General features: G+C 36.5%; 18 protein-coding genes and 1 other annotated feature. Of the genes, 2 read left to right on the top strand and 16 right to left on the bottom strand.

All coding sequences use genetic code 11. The features are described 5' to 3' along the window. Nucleotides 1-13: 13 nt before the first annotated feature. The 16 genes from mreD to ACQV2Q_RS05035 all read right to left on the bottom strand — a co-directional run bounded on the left by mreD (nt 14) and on the right by ACQV2Q_RS05035 (nt 16,431). Nucleotides 14-577 (bottom strand): rod shape-determining protein MreD, encoded by a 564-nt coding sequence (gene mreD, locus ACQV2Q_RS05110; RefSeq protein ID WP_428882122.1) that lies wholly within the window; start codon nt 575-577, stop codon nt 14-16. Continuing rightward, a complete protein-coding gene (gene mreC, locus ACQV2Q_RS05105; RefSeq protein ID WP_428882120.1) occupies nt 570-1,418 on the bottom strand; it encodes a rod shape-determining protein MreC in 849 nt (282 codons plus the stop codon). The genes mreD and mreC overlap by 8 nt, the downstream gene beginning before the upstream one ends. 28 nt (nt 1,419-1,446) lie before the next feature. After that, complete coding sequence (locus ACQV2Q_RS05100; protein WP_428882119.1) at nt 1,447-2,469, bottom strand: rod shape-determining protein; 1,023 nt, start codon at nt 2,467-2,469, stop codon at nt 1,447-1,449. A gap of 228 nt (nt 2,470-2,697) precedes the next feature. Continuing rightward, entirely contained in the window at nt 2,698-2,901 is a 204-nt protein-coding gene (locus tag ACQV2Q_RS05095; protein ID WP_428873890.1) for a cold-shock protein, read from the bottom strand. A gap of 175 nt (nt 2,902-3,076) precedes the next feature. Then, nucleotides 3,077-3,742, bottom strand: a complete 666-nt coding sequence (radC, locus tag ACQV2Q_RS05090; RefSeq protein WP_428873899.1) for a RadC family protein — start codon at nt 3,740-3,742, stop codon at nt 3,077-3,079. A 105-nt stretch (nt 3,743-3,847) separates the two neighbouring features. Further along, the gene (locus ACQV2Q_RS05085) at nt 3,848-5,194 is read right to left on the bottom strand and encodes a bifunctional folylpolyglutamate synthase/dihydrofolate synthase (protein ID WP_428882118.1); all 1,347 of its coding nucleotides are present in this window, start codon (nt 5,192-5,194) and stop codon (nt 3,848-3,850) included. 24 nt (nt 5,195-5,218) lie between these two features. Next, on the bottom strand, nt 5,219-7,864 hold the full coding sequence (locus ACQV2Q_RS05080; RefSeq protein WP_428882117.1) for a valine--tRNA ligase: 2,646 nt from the start codon (nt 7,862-7,864) through the stop codon (nt 5,219-5,221). 47 nt (nt 7,865-7,911) lie between these two features. Next, nucleotides 7,912-8,125, bottom strand: a binding site (T-box leader). Between the two features lie 59 nt (nt 8,126-8,184). Beyond that, entirely contained in the window at nt 8,185-8,940 is a 756-nt protein-coding gene (locus ACQV2Q_RS05075; protein WP_428882116.1) for an NAD-dependent protein deacylase, read from the bottom strand. 88 nt (nt 8,941-9,028) lie between these two features. Next, nucleotides 9,029-9,409, bottom strand: coding sequence for a RidA family protein (locus ACQV2Q_RS05070; protein WP_428873886.1), 381 nt, complete (start codon nt 9,407-9,409; stop codon nt 9,029-9,031). Nucleotides 9,410-9,448: 39 nt separating this feature from the next. Then, on the bottom strand, nt 9,449-10,648 hold the full coding sequence (gene thiI / locus ACQV2Q_RS05065) for a tRNA uracil 4-sulfurtransferase ThiI (RefSeq protein ID WP_428882138.1): 1,200 nt from the start codon (nt 10,646-10,648) through the stop codon (nt 9,449-9,451). A gap of 13 nt (nt 10,649-10,661) precedes the next feature. Beyond that, nucleotides 10,662-11,864 (bottom strand): cysteine desulfurase family protein, encoded by a 1,203-nt coding sequence (locus tag ACQV2Q_RS05060; protein WP_428882114.1) that lies wholly within the window; start codon nt 11,862-11,864, stop codon nt 10,662-10,664. 50 nt (nt 11,865-11,914) lie between these two features. Further along, the gene (locus ACQV2Q_RS05055; RefSeq protein ID WP_428882112.1) at nt 11,915-13,639 is read right to left on the bottom strand and encodes a septation ring formation regulator EzrA; all 1,725 of its coding nucleotides are present in this window, start codon (nt 13,637-13,639) and stop codon (nt 11,915-11,917) included. A gap of 189 nt (nt 13,640-13,828) precedes the next feature. After that, nucleotides 13,829-14,437 (bottom strand): 30S ribosomal protein S4, encoded by a 609-nt coding sequence (gene rpsD, locus ACQV2Q_RS05050; protein WP_428882109.1) that lies wholly within the window; start codon nt 14,435-14,437, stop codon nt 13,829-13,831. A 200-nt stretch (nt 14,438-14,637) separates the two neighbouring features. Next, nucleotides 14,638-15,333, bottom strand: a complete 696-nt coding sequence (locus ACQV2Q_RS05045) for a 5'-methylthioadenosine/adenosylhomocysteine nucleosidase (protein WP_428873882.1) — start codon at nt 15,331-15,333, stop codon at nt 14,638-14,640. A 13-nt stretch (nt 15,334-15,346) separates the two neighbouring features. Then, on the bottom strand, nt 15,347-15,847 hold the full coding sequence (locus tag ACQV2Q_RS05040) for a hypothetical protein (RefSeq protein WP_428882107.1): 501 nt from the start codon (nt 15,845-15,847) through the stop codon (nt 15,347-15,349). Nucleotides 15,848-15,849: 2 nt separating this feature from the next. Beyond that, on the bottom strand, nt 15,850-16,431 hold the full coding sequence (locus tag ACQV2Q_RS05035; protein WP_428882106.1) for an NUDIX hydrolase: 582 nt from the start codon (nt 16,429-16,431) through the stop codon (nt 15,850-15,852). 172 nt (nt 16,432-16,603) lie between these two features. Here ACQV2Q_RS05035 and ACQV2Q_RS05030 point away from each other — a divergent pair, with 172 nt between their 5' ends. Both ACQV2Q_RS05030 and ACQV2Q_RS05025 read left to right on the top strand, forming a co-directional pair. Next, the gene (locus ACQV2Q_RS05030; RefSeq protein WP_428882105.1) at nt 16,604-17,722 is read left to right on the top strand and encodes a 5-bromo-4-chloroindolyl phosphate hydrolysis family protein; all 1,119 of its coding nucleotides are present in this window, start codon (nt 16,604-16,606) and stop codon (nt 17,720-17,722) included. A 4-nt stretch (nt 17,723-17,726) separates the two neighbouring features. After that, on the top strand, nt 17,727-19,004 hold the full coding sequence (locus ACQV2Q_RS05025; RefSeq protein ID WP_428874981.1) for a toxic anion resistance protein: 1,278 nt from the start codon (nt 17,727-17,729) through the stop codon (nt 19,002-19,004). The last annotated feature ends 103 nt before the right edge of the window (nt 19,005-19,107 follow it).

Below are 19,107 nucleotides of genomic sequence, written 5' to 3'. Positions count from 1 at the left end.
TCCCGATCTTCTTTTAAAAGATAATATGATCATCATAACCTAACCAACGCACAAGCAACCGATTAGGAAGATACATGAAAAAGGTTAAGGCCATATTAAAGATTAGAGTTGGTCCTAAACGCATCACAACATAGTCTTCAAAAAGAAGCCTACTTAGTCCTACTTGTTGATAGAAAAGATAAACAATGAAATCAATAATAGTTATTGAAACGATAAATAACATCATATGGATAATAGCGTTGCGTGGAAAGTGACGCCTGATTGAAAGAATAAAATATGCGATGAGAAAATAAAGAATGGCGTATAGGCCTAAAATGGTTGAATTATAAGCATCTGCTATTAACCCTATAAAGAAAGCATAGATCATAATTGAAGTATTACGTAAATAAAAGGAAAAGGTTACAATAAAATAGAGCAGTAGATGTGAAACAATGATTTGTTCATTTCCTAAAAAGGCTGTGGGAAAGATAGAGGGCAGGGCTGAATCGATTACTAAGGCAAAGAGTAAGACAAGTGGAACAATACCCACAATGTTTCTTTCTCTTTGATAGCCAAATTTAGTCGAAAAATTATTCATCTTGCTGAGCTCCTTCACGTAAGATCACTGTTACAAATCGAATATCAGTCATCTCTCCAGCCGGTTTTACTCTTACCGTTTGGAATAATCCTTGGGCATCCATTTCTGTTTGGGTAACTTCTCCAACAAAGAGCGAGGATGGTATTACCCCCCCTAAACCAGAAGTAATGACCATATCTCCCGCTTTTACTTTAGCATCTGGCAAAACTTGAGTCATGATGAATTCTTTGTCCTTCGGGTCATAGTCACTGATCACACCAATTGCAGAAGATCCATCTTTATCCGTTTGAACACGAGCCGATACCATACCGTCTTTTGATTGGTTGCTAGTTAATAAAAGAACCTTAGAAGATGAAGGATATACCTCTATAATACGTCCAATCAGACCGTTTCCAGCCATAACAGCCATATTTTCTTCCATACCCTGTTTGGAGCCTAAATTGATAATAAGGGTTTCTGTCCATTGATCAGGGTTTCTTGAAATAACAGTACCATGAATACTGGTGAATTTAGAAAGAGTTTCTGACAAGTCAAGTTCTTGTCGTAATTTTTCATTTTCAGTCTCCAAATCGGCAATACGCACTTGCATTTCATAAGATTTATCAATTTTTGATTTGAGTGCTTCATTTTCTTCAAAAGTATTGACTAAATCGTCCACAGAATTCACAAACTGAACCACCATGCTTACTGGTTCAGAAAAAACTCTACCGGTCCAGGAGATTGTTTCATTAACAGCTATTTTGACCACATTATTCGTTCCATTGAAAAGAGAATAAGCGATTAAACTGCTAATGACAATCCCACCCAGAAGAATTCCAATTAACTTCTTATTATTAAGCATATTTTGCCTTCTTTCTACTAGTAAACAATTATCTTAAACTCCGCTCAATCGCTGATGATTGACGATCCAACTCATTAAACATACGTCCTGCACCCATAGCGACACAGTCGATGGGTAAATCGGCTCTTCGTACAAAAAGGCCTAATTCTTTTTCAATTCGTTCTGGTAGATGTTTAAGTAAAGACCCGCCACCAGTCAAAATAATACCTGTTTCCATGATGTCTGCAGATAATTCAGGGGGGGTTAATTCTAACACCTGTTTTATTCCTAAAATAATTTGATGAATTACTACATCAATTGCTTTTGCAACTGTCTGAGTGGATACTTTGGCTTCATTGGGCACGCCGGTTATAACATCTCTACCTTTTACAATTAAATGATCATTTTCTTCTTTAGGATCATACAAGGCTTCCCCTATCACTATTTTTAAAGTCTCTGCCGTATAATTTCCTATAATTAAATTGTGTTCTTGGCGAACTTGAGATTGAATTTCTTCATTCATATTATTACTGGCTGCACTAAGCGTTAAGGAATCTACAATCTCGCCATATGATAAAGTGGCGATGTCGGTAGTACCTCCACCGATATCCACAATCATTTTTCCTCTTGCTTCTTCAATTGCTAAATTCGCTCCTAGAGCTGCTACAAAAGCCTCCTCAACAATCATTGCTCGGTTGATTCCTAATGATTTGATTGCATCAATTAGTGCCTTTCTTTCTACTTTAGAAATTTGGCTTGGCGAACTAATGACAACTTCTGGTTTTGAGAAGGAATGACGTAAGGCTTGAGTAATAAAATGGCCCAACATCATTTTGGTCATTGAGAAGTTAGCGATAACGCCCTTACGAATGGGGTAAATCATTTCATAACGGTTTGACGTTCTTCCAACTAGTTTCGATGCTTCTTTTCCATAGGCAACAACTTCTCCTGATTCTTTGTCAATTGCTACTATAGAGGGTTGGCGCAATGCAATACCCTTTCGTGCAATGTAAATGATGGTTGTTGAAGTGCCTAAGTCAATTCCAATTTGCTGTTTGCCAAAAATCCCCATGCATTCATCCGCCTTTCAAACAATAGCAATAGCTTTGTAAATTATAGCAAAAAAAAAGTTTAAAAACTAGCGAACCCTTTCTTTGCTCAACTGAATTTTAAATTTTAGAAATTTCATTTGGTTTTTAAACAACTGCTTGAGCACGATTATAGCTATCAAAAAATACCGCAAGGTTATTTAGTTCCCTTACGGTATTTTTTGATTCGATAGATTAGATTGGTCGAAAGTCTAGGCTAATTTTTCAACATTAACTGCTTGAGGTCCACGAGCGCCTTCCTCAACTTCGAATTGAACTGCTTGTCCTTCTGCTAAAGTTTTGAAGCCTTCACCTTGGATGGCTGAGAAGTGTACAAATACGTCTGAGTCACCCTCACGTTCGATAAAGCCAAAACCTTTAGATTCGTTAAACCATTTTACTGTACCTTGTTCCATTTACAAATATCCTCCTCGTGCCTAAGCACCTGTATTAATTATATTCTTGCTCTTGGTACGAAGTGGAATTCCCAAACTATGATACCCCTTACAAAAACATATCTAAATTCTAACATAGCTGGCTATTCTATTTCAATAGTTTTCAAGTATTTTATCATTTAGCATTTAAAGATAACTAAATAAAACAATCACTCGCTTCACGCAAACTCAAATAGCGATCGTTTCCAATAATCAAATGATCCAAAAGTTCAATCCCCATCATCTCCCCACACGCTATCATTCGCTTGGTAAATAGTAAATCTGCCTGTGAAGGATCTGGATTACCAGAAGGATGGTTGTGAGCAATAATTAGCCTTGCAGTTGGATATTTTACCGCTTCTTTAAAAATTTCTCTTGGGCAAGCTACCGAACTATTGACCGAACCGATAAAGATGGTTTGTTTTTTGATAATTTCATTCTTACTATTTAGAAAAAGAGCGACTAAATGTTCTTGATGAAGGTCTCCCATCTCTTTAATCAACCATTGCCCTGCTTGAGAAGTTGAAGTTAGAACGCCCTGTTTTTTAAATTGGGCATCTTGCACTCTACTCCCAAACTCAATCGCTGCTTTTATCTCAACTGCTTTAGCAGGACCAATTCCTTTAATCGATTGGAGTTCACTAAGTGAGGCAATTTTTAAAGTGTTGAGTGGTTCAAAATGACTAAGCAAACGAATGGCTAAGTTTAAGACATTTTCTTTTTTGCTTCCTGTTCTAAGGAGAATAGCCAACAATTCATGATTGGATAAATTTTTAGCACCGTATTGTCTGAGACGTTCGCGCGGCTGGTCTTGCTGGGTCATTTGACGGATACAAGAGTTATTCGATGACAAAAGAATTCCCCCTTACTGCTAGTATCAATAAATACAAGAAGTAAGGAGGAAAAGTGCTCGCTATTATTCAATAAGTTAAATCATTTGGTGAGCTAAGAGATAGGCTCTAGCTTCTGAGACAAAGTATAGAGAGCCCGTTATTAATAAGAGGGCCTGCTTATTATTTTGATTATTTAATTGATAATCATTCATCCAACTTTTCCAATCATCAACGTAATGGGCTTTATGACGATTGACAATTGATTTGGCTTGTAAAACTTCTGCAAAATCTTTTTCTTTCATAGCTTCGAAATGGTGGAAGGAAGTCAAATAAACTTTTTCGGCATGAAAATTCAACAATAAAGGAACTTGTTCTGCTTGATTTTTCTTCTTTAAACCTCCATAAATAATGGTGATCTCGAAAGCAGAAAAATTCTCATCTACCACACTTTTCAGTGCAGTCAGCCCTTCCATATTATGCGCCCCATCTAAAAAGATGTATGGATTTTCAAAAATCTTTTCTAATCGACCAATCCATTTTGTCTTTTGCAAAGCCTCTCTCGCTTTGGGCCAATCAATCGTTTGCTTTTGGTGAGCCATCCATGAAATAAATACTTGCAAAGAAACGGCCGCATTTCTCACCTGATGATCTCCCACCATATTTATTTCAAAAGCTTCTTGTGGAATTGCTTGACTGTCAGTCCAAAATTGGAATTGAGTCTTAAAAGGGCTTAACTTGTTAATATTTTTGACACCGAAAGTTTGGTCATAAGAGTGGTGGACAGCTGTGCGAGCATTTGCCCATTTATCAATAATGCTTAGAGGACTTTTTTGAATAAGTCCTGTGACAACCTCTTTTTGCGGCTTGATGATGCCCGCTTTTTCAAGAGCAACGGACTCTAAGGTGTCTCCTAACATATCCGCGTGATCCATACCAATAGAAGTAACAACGGCAATCTCTCCGTCTAAAACATTAGTACAATCCGACATGCCTCCGATTCCTGCTTCAATCAAGCAAACATCCGGTTTTTTTTCTTGAAAATATAAGCACATCATAATAGTAAATAGTTCAAAATATATTAAACGACCATAAGGAGAGTAGGCTTCCATGTAATCATTTAATTCAACCAATTGATTGGTTAAACGAATGAGCGCTTCGTCACTAATTTGTTGACCATCAAAAGTAATTCTCTCATTAAACCGCTCAATATGTGGCGAGGTGAAAGATCCTACTTTATAGCCCTGGCTCGACAGTAAATCTCTTAAATAAGCTACCGTTGATCCTTTACCATTAGTCCCGGTGATATGGATAATTGGTAAACCTTTGTGAGGATTTCCCACATATTCCAAAGCTTGATATATTTTAGTCATATCAGGTCTTGGGATAGGATTGATTTGGTTTAACAACCAATGAGTCGCCTCATCAACATTTGTAAACGTCATTTTGATTCCTCTTTTTCTAACTATTTAGATTAATGGTTTTAATTCTTCAATTCTTTCTTGCACTGCTTTTAACCTTTGTTCATATTCAGCTAATTTAGTGCGTTCACCTTCAACTACTTGAGCAGGTGCTTTAGCAACAAATCCTTCATTCGAAAGTTTCTTCACTAGACGTTCGACTTCTTTTTCTAACTTAGTGACTTCTTGCTCCAAGCGCTTAATCTCATCCTCTATTTTGACTAATCCAGCTAATGGGATGAAAATTTGTGCAAATGAAAGTGTCTGTGTAACCATTTCTCCTTCTATTTCAGGATTAGCGGCAATTTCTAAGTGGTCTGTGTGACAGAAACGATTAATGTATGCCCGGTTACTTTCTAAACTTTCTTCAATACCCTTATTTTGAACTTTAATAATCATTTTTAAAGCTTTAGATAATGGTGTGTTCATTTCATTTCTGATTTGACGCACCGCTGTAATGACTTCAATCAATTCCTGCATTTGTTTTTCAGCAATATCGTTTTTGTATTCTTCTTTAACGGTTGGATAAGCTGCTGTAACGATTGATGCAGCTTGTGGAGCAATTTGCTGCCAAATTTCTTCAGTTACAAAGGGCATAATTGGATGTAATAGACGTAAGAATTGGTCCAAGACATAAACAAGAACTGATTTAGTGGCAAAATGATCATGTTCTTGATCTTGCAACTGTTCTTTAGTCATTTCGATATACCAGTCACAGTAATCATCCCAAATGAAATGATATAAGACCCTACCTGCTTCTCCAAATTCAAAGCGTTCAAATAAACGGCTTACTTCTTCAATTGTTGTTTGTAAACGGGAAAGAATCCACTGATCGGCAAGTGTCAAATCTTGCTTGTTTTCTAAATTTTCAATGGTTAAATCACCCACATTCATTAATACATAACGTGAAGCATTCCAGATTTTATTAATAAAGTTCCAAGCTGCTCCCATCTTTTCAGTGGAGTAACGAATATCTTGTCCGGGAGTCGACCCTGTGGCTAAGAACCAGCGAAGGGAATCCACCCCATATTCATCAATAACGTCCATTGGATCAATTCCATTGCCTAGCGATTTTGACATCTTACGCCCCTGGCTATCACGGATTAATCCATGAATTAAAACATTTTGGAAAGGTCGTTTACCCGTAAACTCTAAAGATTGGAAAATCATACGCGACACCCAGAAGAAAATAATATCATAACCGGTCACTAGGGTACTGGTTGGGAAGTAGCGACGATAATCGTGACCTTCTTCTGGCCAACCCATGGTTGAAAATGGCCACAAGGCAGATGAGAACCATGTATCTAAAACATCCGGATCTCTTAACCAATTTTCTTCATCACTGGGGGCTTGTTCGCCAACATAAACTTCACCTGTTTCTTTATGGTACCAGGCTGGAATTTGATGTCCCCACCAAAGTTGACGTGAGATCACCCAATCATGAACATTTTCCATCCAAGTTTGGAAAGTTTGATTAAAGCGTGGTGGGTAAAATTCAACTGCTTGATCGGTTGCTTGATTAGCCAAAGCTTGCTGGGCTAAAGGTTTCATCTTGACAAACCACTGAGTAGATAGATAAGGCTCTACGACCGCCCCAGAACGCTCAGAATGGCCCACTGAATGCGTATGTTCTTCAATCTTAACTAAGTAGCCTTGCTCTTTTAAATCTTTTACAATTTGCTTGCGTGCATCGAAGCGATCCATGCCTGCATATTTTCCACCTAATTCGTTAATAGTGCCATCTTTTTTCATCACATTCATTCGTGGTAGATGATGACGGTTACCGACTTCAAAGTCATTCGGGTCATGAGCTGGGGTAATCTTCACTACACCTGTACCAAATTCTCGATCCACATACTCATCTGCTACGACAGGAATTTCACGATTCATTAATGGTAAGAGTACTTTTTTACCGATCAAATGTTGATAACGCTCATCAGCAGGGTGTACAGCAATCGCTGTGTCGCCTAAAAGTGTTTCAGGACGGGTGGTGGCAATTTGAACCACTTCATCACTACCAACCATTGGATAATTAACATGATAAAAAGCACCTGGTACATCTTTATGGATCACTTCAATATCGGATAGAGCCGTTTGGGCTTTTGGATCCCAGTTAATAATATATTCTCCCCGATAGATAAGTCCTTTTTCATAAAGTTTAACAAAGACTTTATTAACTGCTTTGTTTAAACCGTCATCCAGCGTAAAACGTTCACGCGCATAATCGACTGAAATACCCATTTTCCCCCATTGCTGGCGGATAATGGTTGCATATTCTTCCTTCCAAGACCAAGTTTTTTCTAGGAATTTCTCTCGCCCTAAATCATGACGACTTAAGTTTTCATCTTCTGCTAAACGCTCTTCCACTTTAGCTTGAGTCGCAATTCCAGCATGGTCCATACCAGGTAACCATAAAGTATCATAGCCTTGCATTCTTTTAGAACGGATAATCATATCCTGCAAAGTCACATCCCAAGCGTGACCTAAATGTAATTTACCCGTTACGTTAGGGGGTGGAATTACAATTGAATATGGCTCTGCTTTAGAATCTCCTGAAGGCTTAAATACACCTTGTTCTATCCATTTTTGATATTTACCTGCTTCAACCGTCTGAGGTTGGTACTTACTTGGCATTTGCTTCGTATTTTCTACCATCGTTACACCTTCCTTAATTCATTTTCATAAAAAAAATCCTATGCTTTGCATAGGACGTCAATTACGTGGTACCACCTAAATTTAATCAAGTAAAAAAGTTACTTAATCACTCTTTCTTGTTAACGGAGCAGACTCCGTAAGACACTATTGTTGATTTCTCATGTCTTATGACTCCAAGCTACCTTCATTCATCGAGAAACTTTCAGCGCAAGGTTTCCTCTCTGGATGGTGATGAATTACTCTTCTCTTCTTAGTCAAATTAAAATTTAAGTTGGACTTATTTTATCATTCTTTACAGCTTTGAACAAGGCCTTCGCCATTTAATCATTATTTGCTAAATAATCTTTCACTAACTGAAAAACTGCCTCAATTTTATCTTCAAAAATCAAAGAATTGGGCTTGCTAATTAGAATTGGTGTCTGATTAATGATTACTTGAGAATTTCCTCTAAAATAATGAATAAATGAAGCGGCCGGATAAACATTTAAGGAAGTTCCTGCGATAATCATGAGGTCTGCTTGACTAATGGCTTGGATTGATTGATTAATGGTCTCTTCATTCAAGCTTTCTTCATATAACACCACGTCCGGCTTAATAATCGCTTGATCTTTAGGACAGCGTGGAATGCCCTGAGCATCTTTTTCTAATTGATCCAGAGCATAGTAGCTACCACATTGCGTACAATAATTATTTAAAACAGACCCATGAAGTTCTAAGACTCGACTTGAACCAGCCTTTTGATGGAGGCCATCGATATTTTGGGTGACAACTGTCACTTCTTTTCCTTTGTTTTCTAATTCTTTTAGAAAAAAATGAGCCAAATTGGGTTGTATTTCTGGATAGACTAAATGCTCAAAATAGTATTCAAAAAAGATTTGAGGATGTTGTTTATAGAAGGAATGCGAGATTATTTCTTCCGCTGAGTATTGGTAATTGGTTTCTTGCATAAACAAACCATCTGCAGAACGAAAATCTGGAATACCAGATGCGGTTGAAACACCGGCTCCACCAAAAAAGACAATCTTGCGACTTTTCTGAATGATTTGAGCAAATTCTTTGATCTGATTTTCGATCATTATTTTCAATCTCCTTTAAATTTTAAAAAAGAACCGTCAACAACCACTTACATCAGTCGTTAGACAGCTCTTTTTAATATCTTATAAATTATAAACTAGCGATTACTTCAATTTCTACTAAAACATTCTTAGGTAAGGTCTTAACAGCCACTGCTGAACGAGCTGGTTTGGATGTGAAATATTCAGCATAAATTTCATTAAAAACGGCGAAATCACCCATATCTGCCAAGAAACATGTGGTTTTTACAACATTTTCTGCAGAGTATCCTGCTGCATTTAGTAGAGCATCGATATTAGCAATTACTTGCTTTGTTTGATTTGTTATTTCTTTTGCTTCTATTTCACCTGAGGCTGGATTGATTGGGATTTGACCTGAACAGAAAAGTAGCTCTCCTACTTGTTTTGCTTGAGAGTATGGTCCAATTGCTGCTGGGGCTTTTTTTGTATTGATTGTTTTAATTTCTGTCATAATTACTCCTCTTTCTTAATGAATTCTTGCGACAACAACTTATAGTAAATCATTGAAGGCTGTAGCCGCTTCGCTTTGATAACTAGCAGTGATTTCACTTGTCTTGATATTTTCCAAGGCTTCTTTCACTAGTTGGTCAATTGGTAAGAGCGCCTCATACTCTTTAACAGTATGAAGTCTAGGCTTAGTCCAAGGTGACTTTGGTGCAAAGACCGTACAGCAATCTTCATAGGGCTCATTAGAAATATCGTAAGTTCCAATGGTTTCAGCCATTGCTATTATATCATTTTTATCAACTGCAATTAAAGGTCTTAATATTAAAGAATGGGTCACTTCATTAATCACTTGCATCGATTGTAAAGTTTGTGAGGCAACTTGACCTAGCGACTCCCCATTAACAATTGCTCGGGCTTTATGCTCTTTTAACAAAGCATCCATTAGGCGTAACATGATCCGACGCATAATAGTCATGGATAAATTGTCGGGAACATGTTCTCGAATCGCCAACTGAATATGAGCAAAAGGAACCTCGTGAAAAGTAATCGCAGTGGCGTACTGAGCGAGAACTGCTGTTAATCGTTTAGCTTTTTCAAGCGCTTGTAAAGAAGTATAAGGTGGACTGGCAAAATGAACCATTTCCAACTTCATTCCCCTTTTTATCATTTGATAACCAGCAATCGGTGAATCAAAACCACCCGAAAGCATTAATAAGCCTTTCCCACTTGAACCATAAGGTAAGCCACCCATACCTGGATAATTTTTTAAACTGAGATAGGCTATATCTTGATGGATGGATATGACCACTTTGTGTTTAGCTTTTCTCAGATCAACCGTTAATTCCGGATGGGCTTGCAGAATGATGCTCCCTATTTCTCTTTGAATGGCAATACTATCATGCTCAAAGCTTTTATCCGATCGCTTAGCAATTACTTTAAAGCTATCTCCCGGTTGAGCATTTAACTCAGCAAAAAGTTCAAGGGCTTTTTTTCCAATTTCTTGAAGATCCTTTTCAACAGGAAAAACAGGTTCAAACCTTTGAATTCCTGGAATTGTTTTAATGATTTCAATCAGTTCATCGTAAGCTGTTTCGTGCCAATAAAGATGCATGAAATCATGATGTGCATGTATTTTAATTTTCTCTAAATGTTTGGTTTTATAGCGTATATGCTCAGCAATTTTATTTTGAAACATTTTACGGTTACGCCCTTTTGTTGAGAGCTCCCCATAGTGAATTAACATCTCTTTCAATCTTTTAGGCTCCTTTCAAATCTTGCTTAAACTTTGTTGAAATCTCATGGATTGGTTTAATTAATTGATCTACTTCTGCTTGGCTGGTTGTCTGCGATAAAGAAATTCTTATTGAAGAATTAGCTAAATTGTTATCAATGCCCATCGCTTTAAGGGTATGATGGTCATTTTTCTTACGACTTGAGCAAGCAGAAGTTGTCGAAATCATGATATCAGCATTGGAAAAAGCTTGAAGTAATACCTCGCCTGGCACACCTGGAAAGGCCGCACAGATAATATGTGGACTCACTTGCTCCTGGCTACCACCAAAGACTTGCCAATTCATTTTTTTAAGTGCTTGAGTTATTTGAGTGCGATAATGATTTATGTGTTTGATACTTTCTGCTTGGTTTTCCCAAGCTAATCTTAAAGCTTTGGCCGTTGCTACAATCGCTGGTAGGTTTTCAGTAGAAGAGCGCATACCAAACTCTTGACCGCCTCCAAATAATAAAGGTGCTTTCGTAACACGTTGGCGAATGGCTAAGAGTCCCACCCCTCTTACCGAGTGAAATTTATGGCTAGAAAGAGTTAATAAATCAATTCTACTATGATGCATAGCTTTCATCCTACAAGTTATGGCTTGAACAGCGTCAACATGCCAAAGGATTTGTGGATAGTTTTCTAATTTTTGTGCCAATGGTTCAACTGGTAAAAAAGATCCTACCTCATTATTGACTAACATAGTAGAAACAAGTAATACTTGATCACTCAGTAGATTTTCAAAGCTGTTTAAATCCAATTGACCATTATGATCCACCGGTGCTAGGATTACTTCAAAGCCTCTTGTTTTTAAGTGGTCAATTTGCGAGCGAATAGAAGGGTGCTCAATAGCTGATAGGATAATTTGTCGCCTATTAGGATGAAGCTTAGCGTGAGCTGATAATAGACTTTGAAGTGTCCAATTGTTAGATTCAGTCCCTGATGAGGTACAAAAAATTTCATTGCTTTTAAAAAGTAATAAGTCTGCAATTTGTTGGCGAGCATTATTCAACAGACTGTTGGCCTCTTGACCTAATTTGTGGGCACTTGAAGGGTTAGCAAAATATTTTTGAGCTACTTGATTGTAGGTGTCTAAAACAGTAGCACGAGCTGGAGTGGTTGCGGCATGATCAAAATATAACATCTGTAATCCTTTCTTACTTCTATTTAGTAACGACAATTGACTCAAGAAAAAACCGAACAGATCCCAAAACCAAGGAATCTATTCGGACTTTACTTTTAATAAAATCGGATTTGTTTTTCTTGATGATACATCCTTCGAACTTGCGTCGGTGCATCTGGATCGACTTGACGAAGGACTTTTTCAATGGTTGCCAAAGCTTCACGGTAACGGAATTCTTGGTGGAAGTAGTATTGCGCTTCTTTAATTGCTTGGTCTACCTCTGGGTAATCGTAGCGAAAACGATTGGAATGTTGAATCATATATTCGGTGAGCATGGCTGAATCGATGGTTTCTTCAGTCATAGCCTCCAATTCATCTAAACCTTGTTCTAAATTACCTTCCATCTCATCAATTTGATTCATATCCACTCGGACACGATTGAGTTGTTGAGAGAGGTTCTCAATATGATCAGTTACCTTATAAAACAATTCATAATAGCTATCATGTAAGCCAGGTAAATGGTTTTTTTCTAACTTACGCTTCATATTTCTAAGGTCTAATTCATATAAATCAAGATTTGATTTAGCTTCTTTCTCTCGACTGGTTAAGCCAGCTATCGATTTTACTAACTGATTTTGTTCATCTGCTATTTCTTCAATAGAACGCTCGATTTTACGCATTTTGCTTTCTATTTGAGTAAATACGGCATGATTTTGTTCAATATCAACTTCCATATCTTTGAATTTTTGATACTCTAAGCGAATTCTTTCGGTTAAGTCATTGACTTGGTCTAATTCATTATTATGTAAGATGTAAGATTGAGAGATCCGATCGACTTCTATTCCTGCATAACGATTGTTTTCAGTTACTGCTTCAATTCGTCCCTTCAATTGATGAAGGTGACTATTCACATATTCTTTAGCCATAATTTCTGATTCTAACTGATCGTATAAGGAATTAATTTCACGCTCTGCTTTGTCCATTAAGGTTTTAGCGTCAGCTAAATCAGCATTTTTAATCTCGTTTTTGGCTTGGTTTAACTGCTCTTGAATTTTATCAATTTCTTCTAAAACATTAATATTATCAAAGTTAAAGCGACTAGCCACCATTTTTTCGTAGCCATCTCTAATATCTTCAAGTGAATCTTCATATTCACTTTGAATCTTATCGTACATACTTGGAATTTTTTGTAAGATTTCTTCAAATGACGATAAGTCAGCCTCTAAGTTATCTAGCATATCTTGAGCATCTAGATGATCACCGTTAGCAGTTAGTTCATTATATTTAGTGAAGTTCAACTCTAAATATTGAAGGTTTTTTTCAAGCGTTTCAATCGCTGGCCCATAATCAAAAGAATGATTCACGACACTTTTGCGAGCAGTTTGATAACGTTCAAGTAAGGCTTCATAACGTTCTTGATTTTCATCCTCTGTTGCCAATAATTCTGTTAATTCCTGGTGCAATTGATGAACTTGAATTTCTGTTTCATCAAGAATTTCACGTGCTTGATTTAGTGCGTTTTTTGCTCTCACTAGATTCATTTGTTCTACAAATTGTTCAGAACCTACCAAAGCGGCTTCTATTTCAGTAAATTGAAAGTTGGTAATGGTTTGCCAAGTAGCCACTAAACTTTCATATTTTCTTTTTGTTTGACCAGATAGATTCATATTCTTCAAAGTAAAGAGCTGGTCAGCAACAGAAATAGACATCATTTCATCTTTACGTTGTTCCAAATCTTTAATTTCTTTCTTTCTCTGTGTACGGAAATAATAAATTAATCCATAGATTAAGAGTATTGCTACAATGATCAAGAACAGGATGTCCGTGAATTTAATACTCATTCCTTTTCGCTCCTCTACTTATTTCTAATCCCCTGCCTATTGGCCTTTTGCATAAATAATCACCATACATTATAACATTTGAAGGCTTTCTTTTAAAGGCATTGTTCAATAAAAAAACTTCCTTAGGCTCTAATGGAAAAAAATAAGATTGGGAAAGCTCCCAATCTTATGTAACAATCTCTTTAAGATTTAGCCTAATTTATTGTAGTATTCTACGACTAGGGCTTCATCAATTTCAGCATTTAATTCGCTACGTAATGGTAAACGAACTAAGCTACCTTCTAATTTATCAGCATCAAAGTTCACAAACTCTAAACGAGTAACTGTTGTTTCTAATGCTTCCTTGATGATAGCTAAATTACGTGAGCGTTCACGAACACTAATTACTTGTCCTGGTTCAACAATATATGACGGGATATCTACACGCTTGCCATCAACAGTAATATGGCCGTGATTTACTAGTTGACGTGCTTGACGACGAGTAGTAGCTAAACCTAATCGATAAACTAAGTTATCTAAACGACACTCTAACATAACCATGAAGTTTTCACCATGTTTACCTTCGGAGATTTTGCCAGCGCGATTAAATAAAGTGCGGAATTGGCGTTCATTTAATCCATACATAAAGCGTAATTTTTGCTTTTCATTTTTTTGTAAAGCATATTCTGATAATTTTTTACGTTGATTACCGTGTTGTCCTGGTGGGAACGGACGTTTTGATAACTCCTTACCAGTTTCAGTTAATGAAATTCCTAAACGACGAGATTGTTTCCATGAGGGTCCTGTATAACGTGACATTAAAATTCCTCCATAAAATATGTATTGGAGTAAAATAAGTGGTTAGAAAATCGAATGCGTGCAGTTAGTTTTTCACCTTGTGCAGCCGTGGTTACTCATTAACGTTGACGTTACTAACTGTTGACGCGCTTTCTTTTTCTATGCTGCATTATTTTACACTCTTTTTATTATACCGATTAATAAAAGATTAGCAAGTTTTTTTAATCAATTTTACTCAGTAAATCGATTACCATCTCAGCTGATTTGCGTCCGGCCAATAAAATAAATTCATCAAAACTTATTCCAGCTTCTTCATCTGCTTTATCGGAGATTGAACGAATGATAATAAATGGTGTTTTTAGAATATAGGCAGCTTGTGCGATAGCCGCTGATTCCATCTCAACTGCTTTTACGTTAGGAAAAACTTGACGAATATTGTTTACTTGTTGACTGTCACTAATGAATTGATCTCCTGAAGCAATCAGTCCTCTAATTGCGGTTTGTCCTTTCTCTTTAGCCAATCGATAGGCCAATTGACTGGTATCTTCATCTGGTTGATATATTGTCGGCATGCCAGCCATTTGACCTTGGTCGTATCCAAAGACTAAAAGGTTTACATCGTGGTGGATTAAACCATCAGCAATCACCAAGTCACCCACTGATAAGTCTGGTGACAGACCTCCGGCACTTCCAGTGTTTATAATTAAATCCACTTCAAAATGATCAACCATTAAAACAGTTGAAAGGCTAGCATTAACTTTTCCAATTCCTGATTGAACTAGAACAACTTCTTTACCACTCAATCTTCCTTGATAAAACTCAAAGCCATAGTAATTATGAACTTCTAAATTTGATAGTTCATTTTTTAAGAGACGAATTTCTTCTTCCATTGCACCAATAATTCCAATTTTTTTCATCTAACCACCCCTCCTATGCCAAAAAAGCGATTAACAAAACTAAGACTAATAGAACACCTACTATGATAATGCCATTATTTAAAAAACGGTCAATTTTAGCTGAATATTTAGCTCTTTTTCTAATAGAACTAATATCTTCCCCCATTGATTGATGGTGATAATCCTCGAGTGAACTTGCTTGGTCTTTATCAACTGATTGCTCATTAAAAGCTTTGTATACTCCATCTCCTTCTGCATCCATCTCATTAGTCATGTCAAAGTCATTCTGACTATCAAATTGTGAAGTCACTTCCTCATAATAATTTGGATAAGGTTGTGAATCATCCATGGCTTCTGCCCGATTAATAAATTCATGGTAGAGCTCACTATCTTCTGAATAGATCGACCGATCAAAGCAATCCACTTGGTTGTTTGAAGAAGGCTGATGATTTAAACGATCATTTCCTTCTTGCTCATAATTTAAATAAGCTTGATAATCGTCGTGTTTTTTCTTTTTGCTTGAAAATAGTCCCATAACTAAACCTCCAAACTATTTAACCAAATGCTTAAAGCATATAAAGTTTTTAAATCAATGATTTCACCATTCTTAATCATTTCCCTCACTTGTTGGGCCGTAAATAAGTAATGCGAAACTTCTTCATTTTCATCTTGATCTAGCTTTTCTTTTGCCTCTTCAATGGATTTAGCAAAGAAAAGGTATATGGCCTCATCAATATAACCCGGTGAAATATAAAATTTAGAATTAAATATCCACTCTGCTGAAGCGTAACCAGTTTCTTCATTTAACTCACGTTTGGCAGCTATAAGAGGCTCTTCGAGTTGACCTTCTACTTGATCGATAATTCCAGCTGGAATTTCGTAAATTTCATCAGCAATAGCAGGACGATACTGTTTAACCAGGACAACTTCATTATTTTTTGTTTCAGCTAATATACCCACTGCTGGCAGGTGATGAATCAACTCACGTTTTGCCGTTTGACCGTTGGGTAGACGTACTTCATTTTGATAGAGTTGTAAAATGGCCCCATCGTAGATTTGGTTAACAGATAGTGTTTCATTATTTTTGATAAATGAAATTGTCTCTGCCTTATCTTTCATAATTTTCACCTCTTAAAACTATTTCCTTAGCTATTAATTCCTACTTAGTTTAGCGACTACTATTCTTTCTTTCAAGTCTTTTCAATGGTTAAGTTTAAGAATAGGCCTCAAGTCCGATAAGACTTTTTTCTAGTTATGATATTCTAAAATTAAGAAAAGGGAGGTTGCAATCATGTTAGCTTTAATCAATATAATTTTTATATTCTTATTAGCAGGCCCTCTGCTAAATATTGTTCGCAAATTCAATCATTTTGTTAAAAAAGGAAATCATTTATCCGATATTTGGACGGTTACTTTGAAGAAAAATATCCTTGCCTTACTTACTTTAATTGTGATGGAGCATGTTTTAACATTCATTTTTTATAATAGCCACTATATAATGGCCCTCGTCTATTCCACTTTAGCTATTGTTGCCGGATGGCTTCTCTTAGCCTTTCTCTTTTACTTTATTCGTAAAATAAATTCTGCGGCATGGATTTGGTTTTTCTATTATGTTGGTCAAGTCCTTACCTTATTAGTGGGTCTGGCTATTGCTAGTAAATCTTATGGTTATATTGGTTTAGAGAGTTATTTTACTGCTTCTGCCATTAGCTTATATTATCTAAGCATTGCTATTCTATTTTGTTCAGCTGGGGTTGCTTTTTTAGCGCTTATAACAAAACCGAATACATTTAAAACCCACAGGAAGTCATTTTTCCATCCTACTCACAAAAAGCCTAGTCGCAACATGCTAGAGCATTATCAAGCAGCAGGCTTAAGTAAACAAGAAATTGAAGCTTTCAGAAGTCAAATGGCTGATTCGCGTAAACAGATTATTAATATTGAAGCCAACTTTCAAAAAACGGCTAAAATGCGCGCCATTGAAATCCGACACAATATCGTCAAAGTTTCAAAGAATTACTTTAAAGATATCGTTGAAGAGCCCAATCGTCGACTGGATGCTTCTGATTTCCTCATCAATTATCTTCCACAGTTAGACGATCTATTAGAAAAATATAATGAAATTAATTCACATGTGGCAAAAAATAAGCAAAGCTATTTAATTTTAGAAAAAAGTGCCCAAACAATCGATCAGTTGAGTCAAGAAATTGTTGAGGATTATTTGAAATTTCACTCCGAAACCTATCAAGAATTGGAAGATGGCTTGAAACTAGCCGACCGAATGTTACATAATGAATCTAATAATCAAACAAATCGATTCAGCCAAAATTCAAAAAAATCTAAAATGGATAATTTTGATATGGATGACCCTTTTGAAGAGCTTAAAGAACTAGATAATGAAGGAGAATAAAGCGATGAATGAACTAAACTCAAATAATCAGGATTTAACTCAAACCACTTCTTTTGATGAAATTGATGATCTTCTGACGGATCCCTTTGACCAAGAAGAAGATCGGATTGAACCCATTCAATCTTTGCAAAGCGAATTATCAAAAGCTTCAATTCTTTCACAGAAAAAAGTTACCAATGAGAAAACAATTGACCGCTTGAGTAAAAATCGTCAAGCTCAAGCACGTAAACTCGCCCAGCAGATTGACGAGAAAAACCTTTCTGCTGTTATCACCTATGGGGCTAAAGCACAAAAGCGTTTGTCAGAATTCTCCCATTCAATGCTACATAATGTCCAACTTAAAGATACGGGTGAAGTCGGTGATGTTTTAACGGATTTAATGACTACCTTACAACAGTCGAATCCTAAGGAGTTAACCAGTCGACCTAATCTTTTTCAAAAAGTTTTTGGCCAAGTCCGTACCTCCATCTCTGATACCCAAATGAAATATCAAAAAATCGGTAATCAATTAGACAAAGTCGTTATTCGTTTAGAAAGAGAAAAAAACGAATTACTCAATGACAATATGATGTTAGAAACACTCTATCAAAAGAACAAAGACTACTTTGAGGCTTTAAATGTCTATATTGCAGCGGGTGAAGTTAAAATTGAAGAATTACAATCCAAAACGATTCCTCAAGCTATTAAAAAAGCTCAAGAAAGCAATAGCCAAATGGATGTGCAGGAAGTCCATGACCTTAACCAATTTTTAGATCGTTTAGACAAACGCACCCATGATCTAAGACTTACCCGTCAAATGACTATCCAGCAAGCTCCACAAATTCGGATGATTCAAAATACTAACCAAGCCTTGGCTGAAAAAATTCAAGCCTCTGTTCATACCTCTATTCCTCTTTGGGAAAATCAAATTACCATTGCCCTTGCACTTTTGAGACAGCAAGACGCTGCCACTTCTCAAAGAATGGTCTCAGAAACAACCAATGATTTGTTACGTCGCAATTCCGCTATGTTGAAACAATCGGCCATTGATACAGCTAGAGAAACTGAAAGAGGTATTATCGATATCGAAACCTTACAAAAAACGCAGGCTGATTTGATCGAAACGATTGAAACAACATTACAAATTCAAGCTGAAGGACGACAGCAAAGACAAGCCGCTCAAATAGAATTAGAATCAATGGAAAGTCAACTGCAAGAACGGTTATTAGCTATTTCAAATGAACAAAAACAACAAGCTATGAATCCTAAAACGTCACAAGATAATTATTTTGATGATTTTTAATTTTTACTTTAAACACTCTTTAGGAGTATTAAAAGAAACTAGGTAAAAAGTCCTAAATACGACAAAAACAGTGGCGAATCTCATATCAATTCGCCACTGTTTT

The sequence above is a fragment of the Facklamia sp. P12950 genome, assembly GCF_050409465.1.
In the GTDB taxonomy this organism is placed as follows: domain Bacteria; phylum Bacillota; class Bacilli; order Lactobacillales; family Aerococcaceae; genus Facklamia.
This window is presented reverse-complemented; position numbering and strand designations above follow the sequence as displayed.

Excerpts from the sequence above, each read along its gene's own strand:
- ACQV2Q_RS05085 (WP_428882118.1), bottom strand. The coding sequence starts at position 5,194 with ATGACGTTTACAAATGTTGATGAGGCGACTCATTGGTTGTTAAACCAA.
- ACQV2Q_RS05040 (WP_428882107.1), bottom strand. The coding sequence starts at position 15,847 with ATGGGACTATTTTCAAGCAAAAAGAAAAAACACGACGATTATCAAGCT.
- ACQV2Q_RS05100 (WP_428882119.1), bottom strand. The coding sequence starts at position 2,469 with ATGGGGATTTTTGGCAAACAGCAAATTGGAATTGACTTAGGCACTTCA.
- mreD (WP_428882122.1), bottom strand. The coding sequence starts at position 577 with ATGAATAATTTTTCGACTAAATTTGGCTATCAAAGAGAAAGAAACATT.
- ACQV2Q_RS05035 (WP_428882106.1), bottom strand. The coding sequence starts at position 16,431 with ATGAAAGATAAGGCAGAGACAATTTCATTTATCAAAAATAATGAAACA.
- ACQV2Q_RS05095 (WP_428873890.1), bottom strand. The coding sequence starts at position 2,901 with ATGGAACAAGGTACAGTAAAATGGTTTAACGAATCTAAAGGTTTTGGC.
- ACQV2Q_RS05070 (WP_428873886.1), bottom strand. The coding sequence starts at position 9,409 with ATGACAGAAATTAAAACAATCAATACAAAAAAAGCCCCAGCAGCAATT.
- ACQV2Q_RS05045 (WP_428873882.1), bottom strand. The coding sequence starts at position 15,333 with ATGAAAAAAATTGGAATTATTGGTGCAATGGAAGAAGAAATTCGTCTC.
- ACQV2Q_RS05080 (WP_428882117.1), bottom strand. The coding sequence starts at position 7,864 with ATGGTAGAAAATACGAAGCAAATGCCAAGTAAGTACCAACCTCAGACG.
- ACQV2Q_RS05075 (WP_428882116.1), bottom strand. The coding sequence starts at position 8,940 with ATGATCGAAAATCAGATCAAAGAATTTGCTCAAATCATTCAGAAAAGT.
- ACQV2Q_RS05025 (WP_428874981.1), top strand. The coding sequence starts at position 17,727 with ATGAATGAACTAAACTCAAATAATCAGGATTTAACTCAAACCACTTCT.
- radC (WP_428873899.1), bottom strand. The coding sequence starts at position 3,742 with ATGACCCAGCAAGACCAGCCGCGCGAACGTCTCAGACAATACGGTGCT.
- thiI (WP_428882138.1), bottom strand. The coding sequence starts at position 10,648 with ATGTTAATTCACTATGGGGAGCTCTCAACAAAAGGGCGTAACCGTAAA.
- rpsD (WP_428882109.1), bottom strand. The coding sequence starts at position 14,437 with ATGTCACGTTATACAGGACCCTCATGGAAACAATCTCGTCGTTTAGGA.
- ACQV2Q_RS05055 (WP_428882112.1), bottom strand. The coding sequence starts at position 13,639 with ATGAGTATTAAATTCACGGACATCCTGTTCTTGATCATTGTAGCAATA.
- mreC (WP_428882120.1), bottom strand. The coding sequence starts at position 1,418 with ATGCTTAATAATAAGAAGTTAATTGGAATTCTTCTGGGTGGGATTGTC.
- ACQV2Q_RS05030 (WP_428882105.1), top strand. The coding sequence starts at position 16,604 with ATGTTAGCTTTAATCAATATAATTTTTATATTCTTATTAGCAGGCCCT.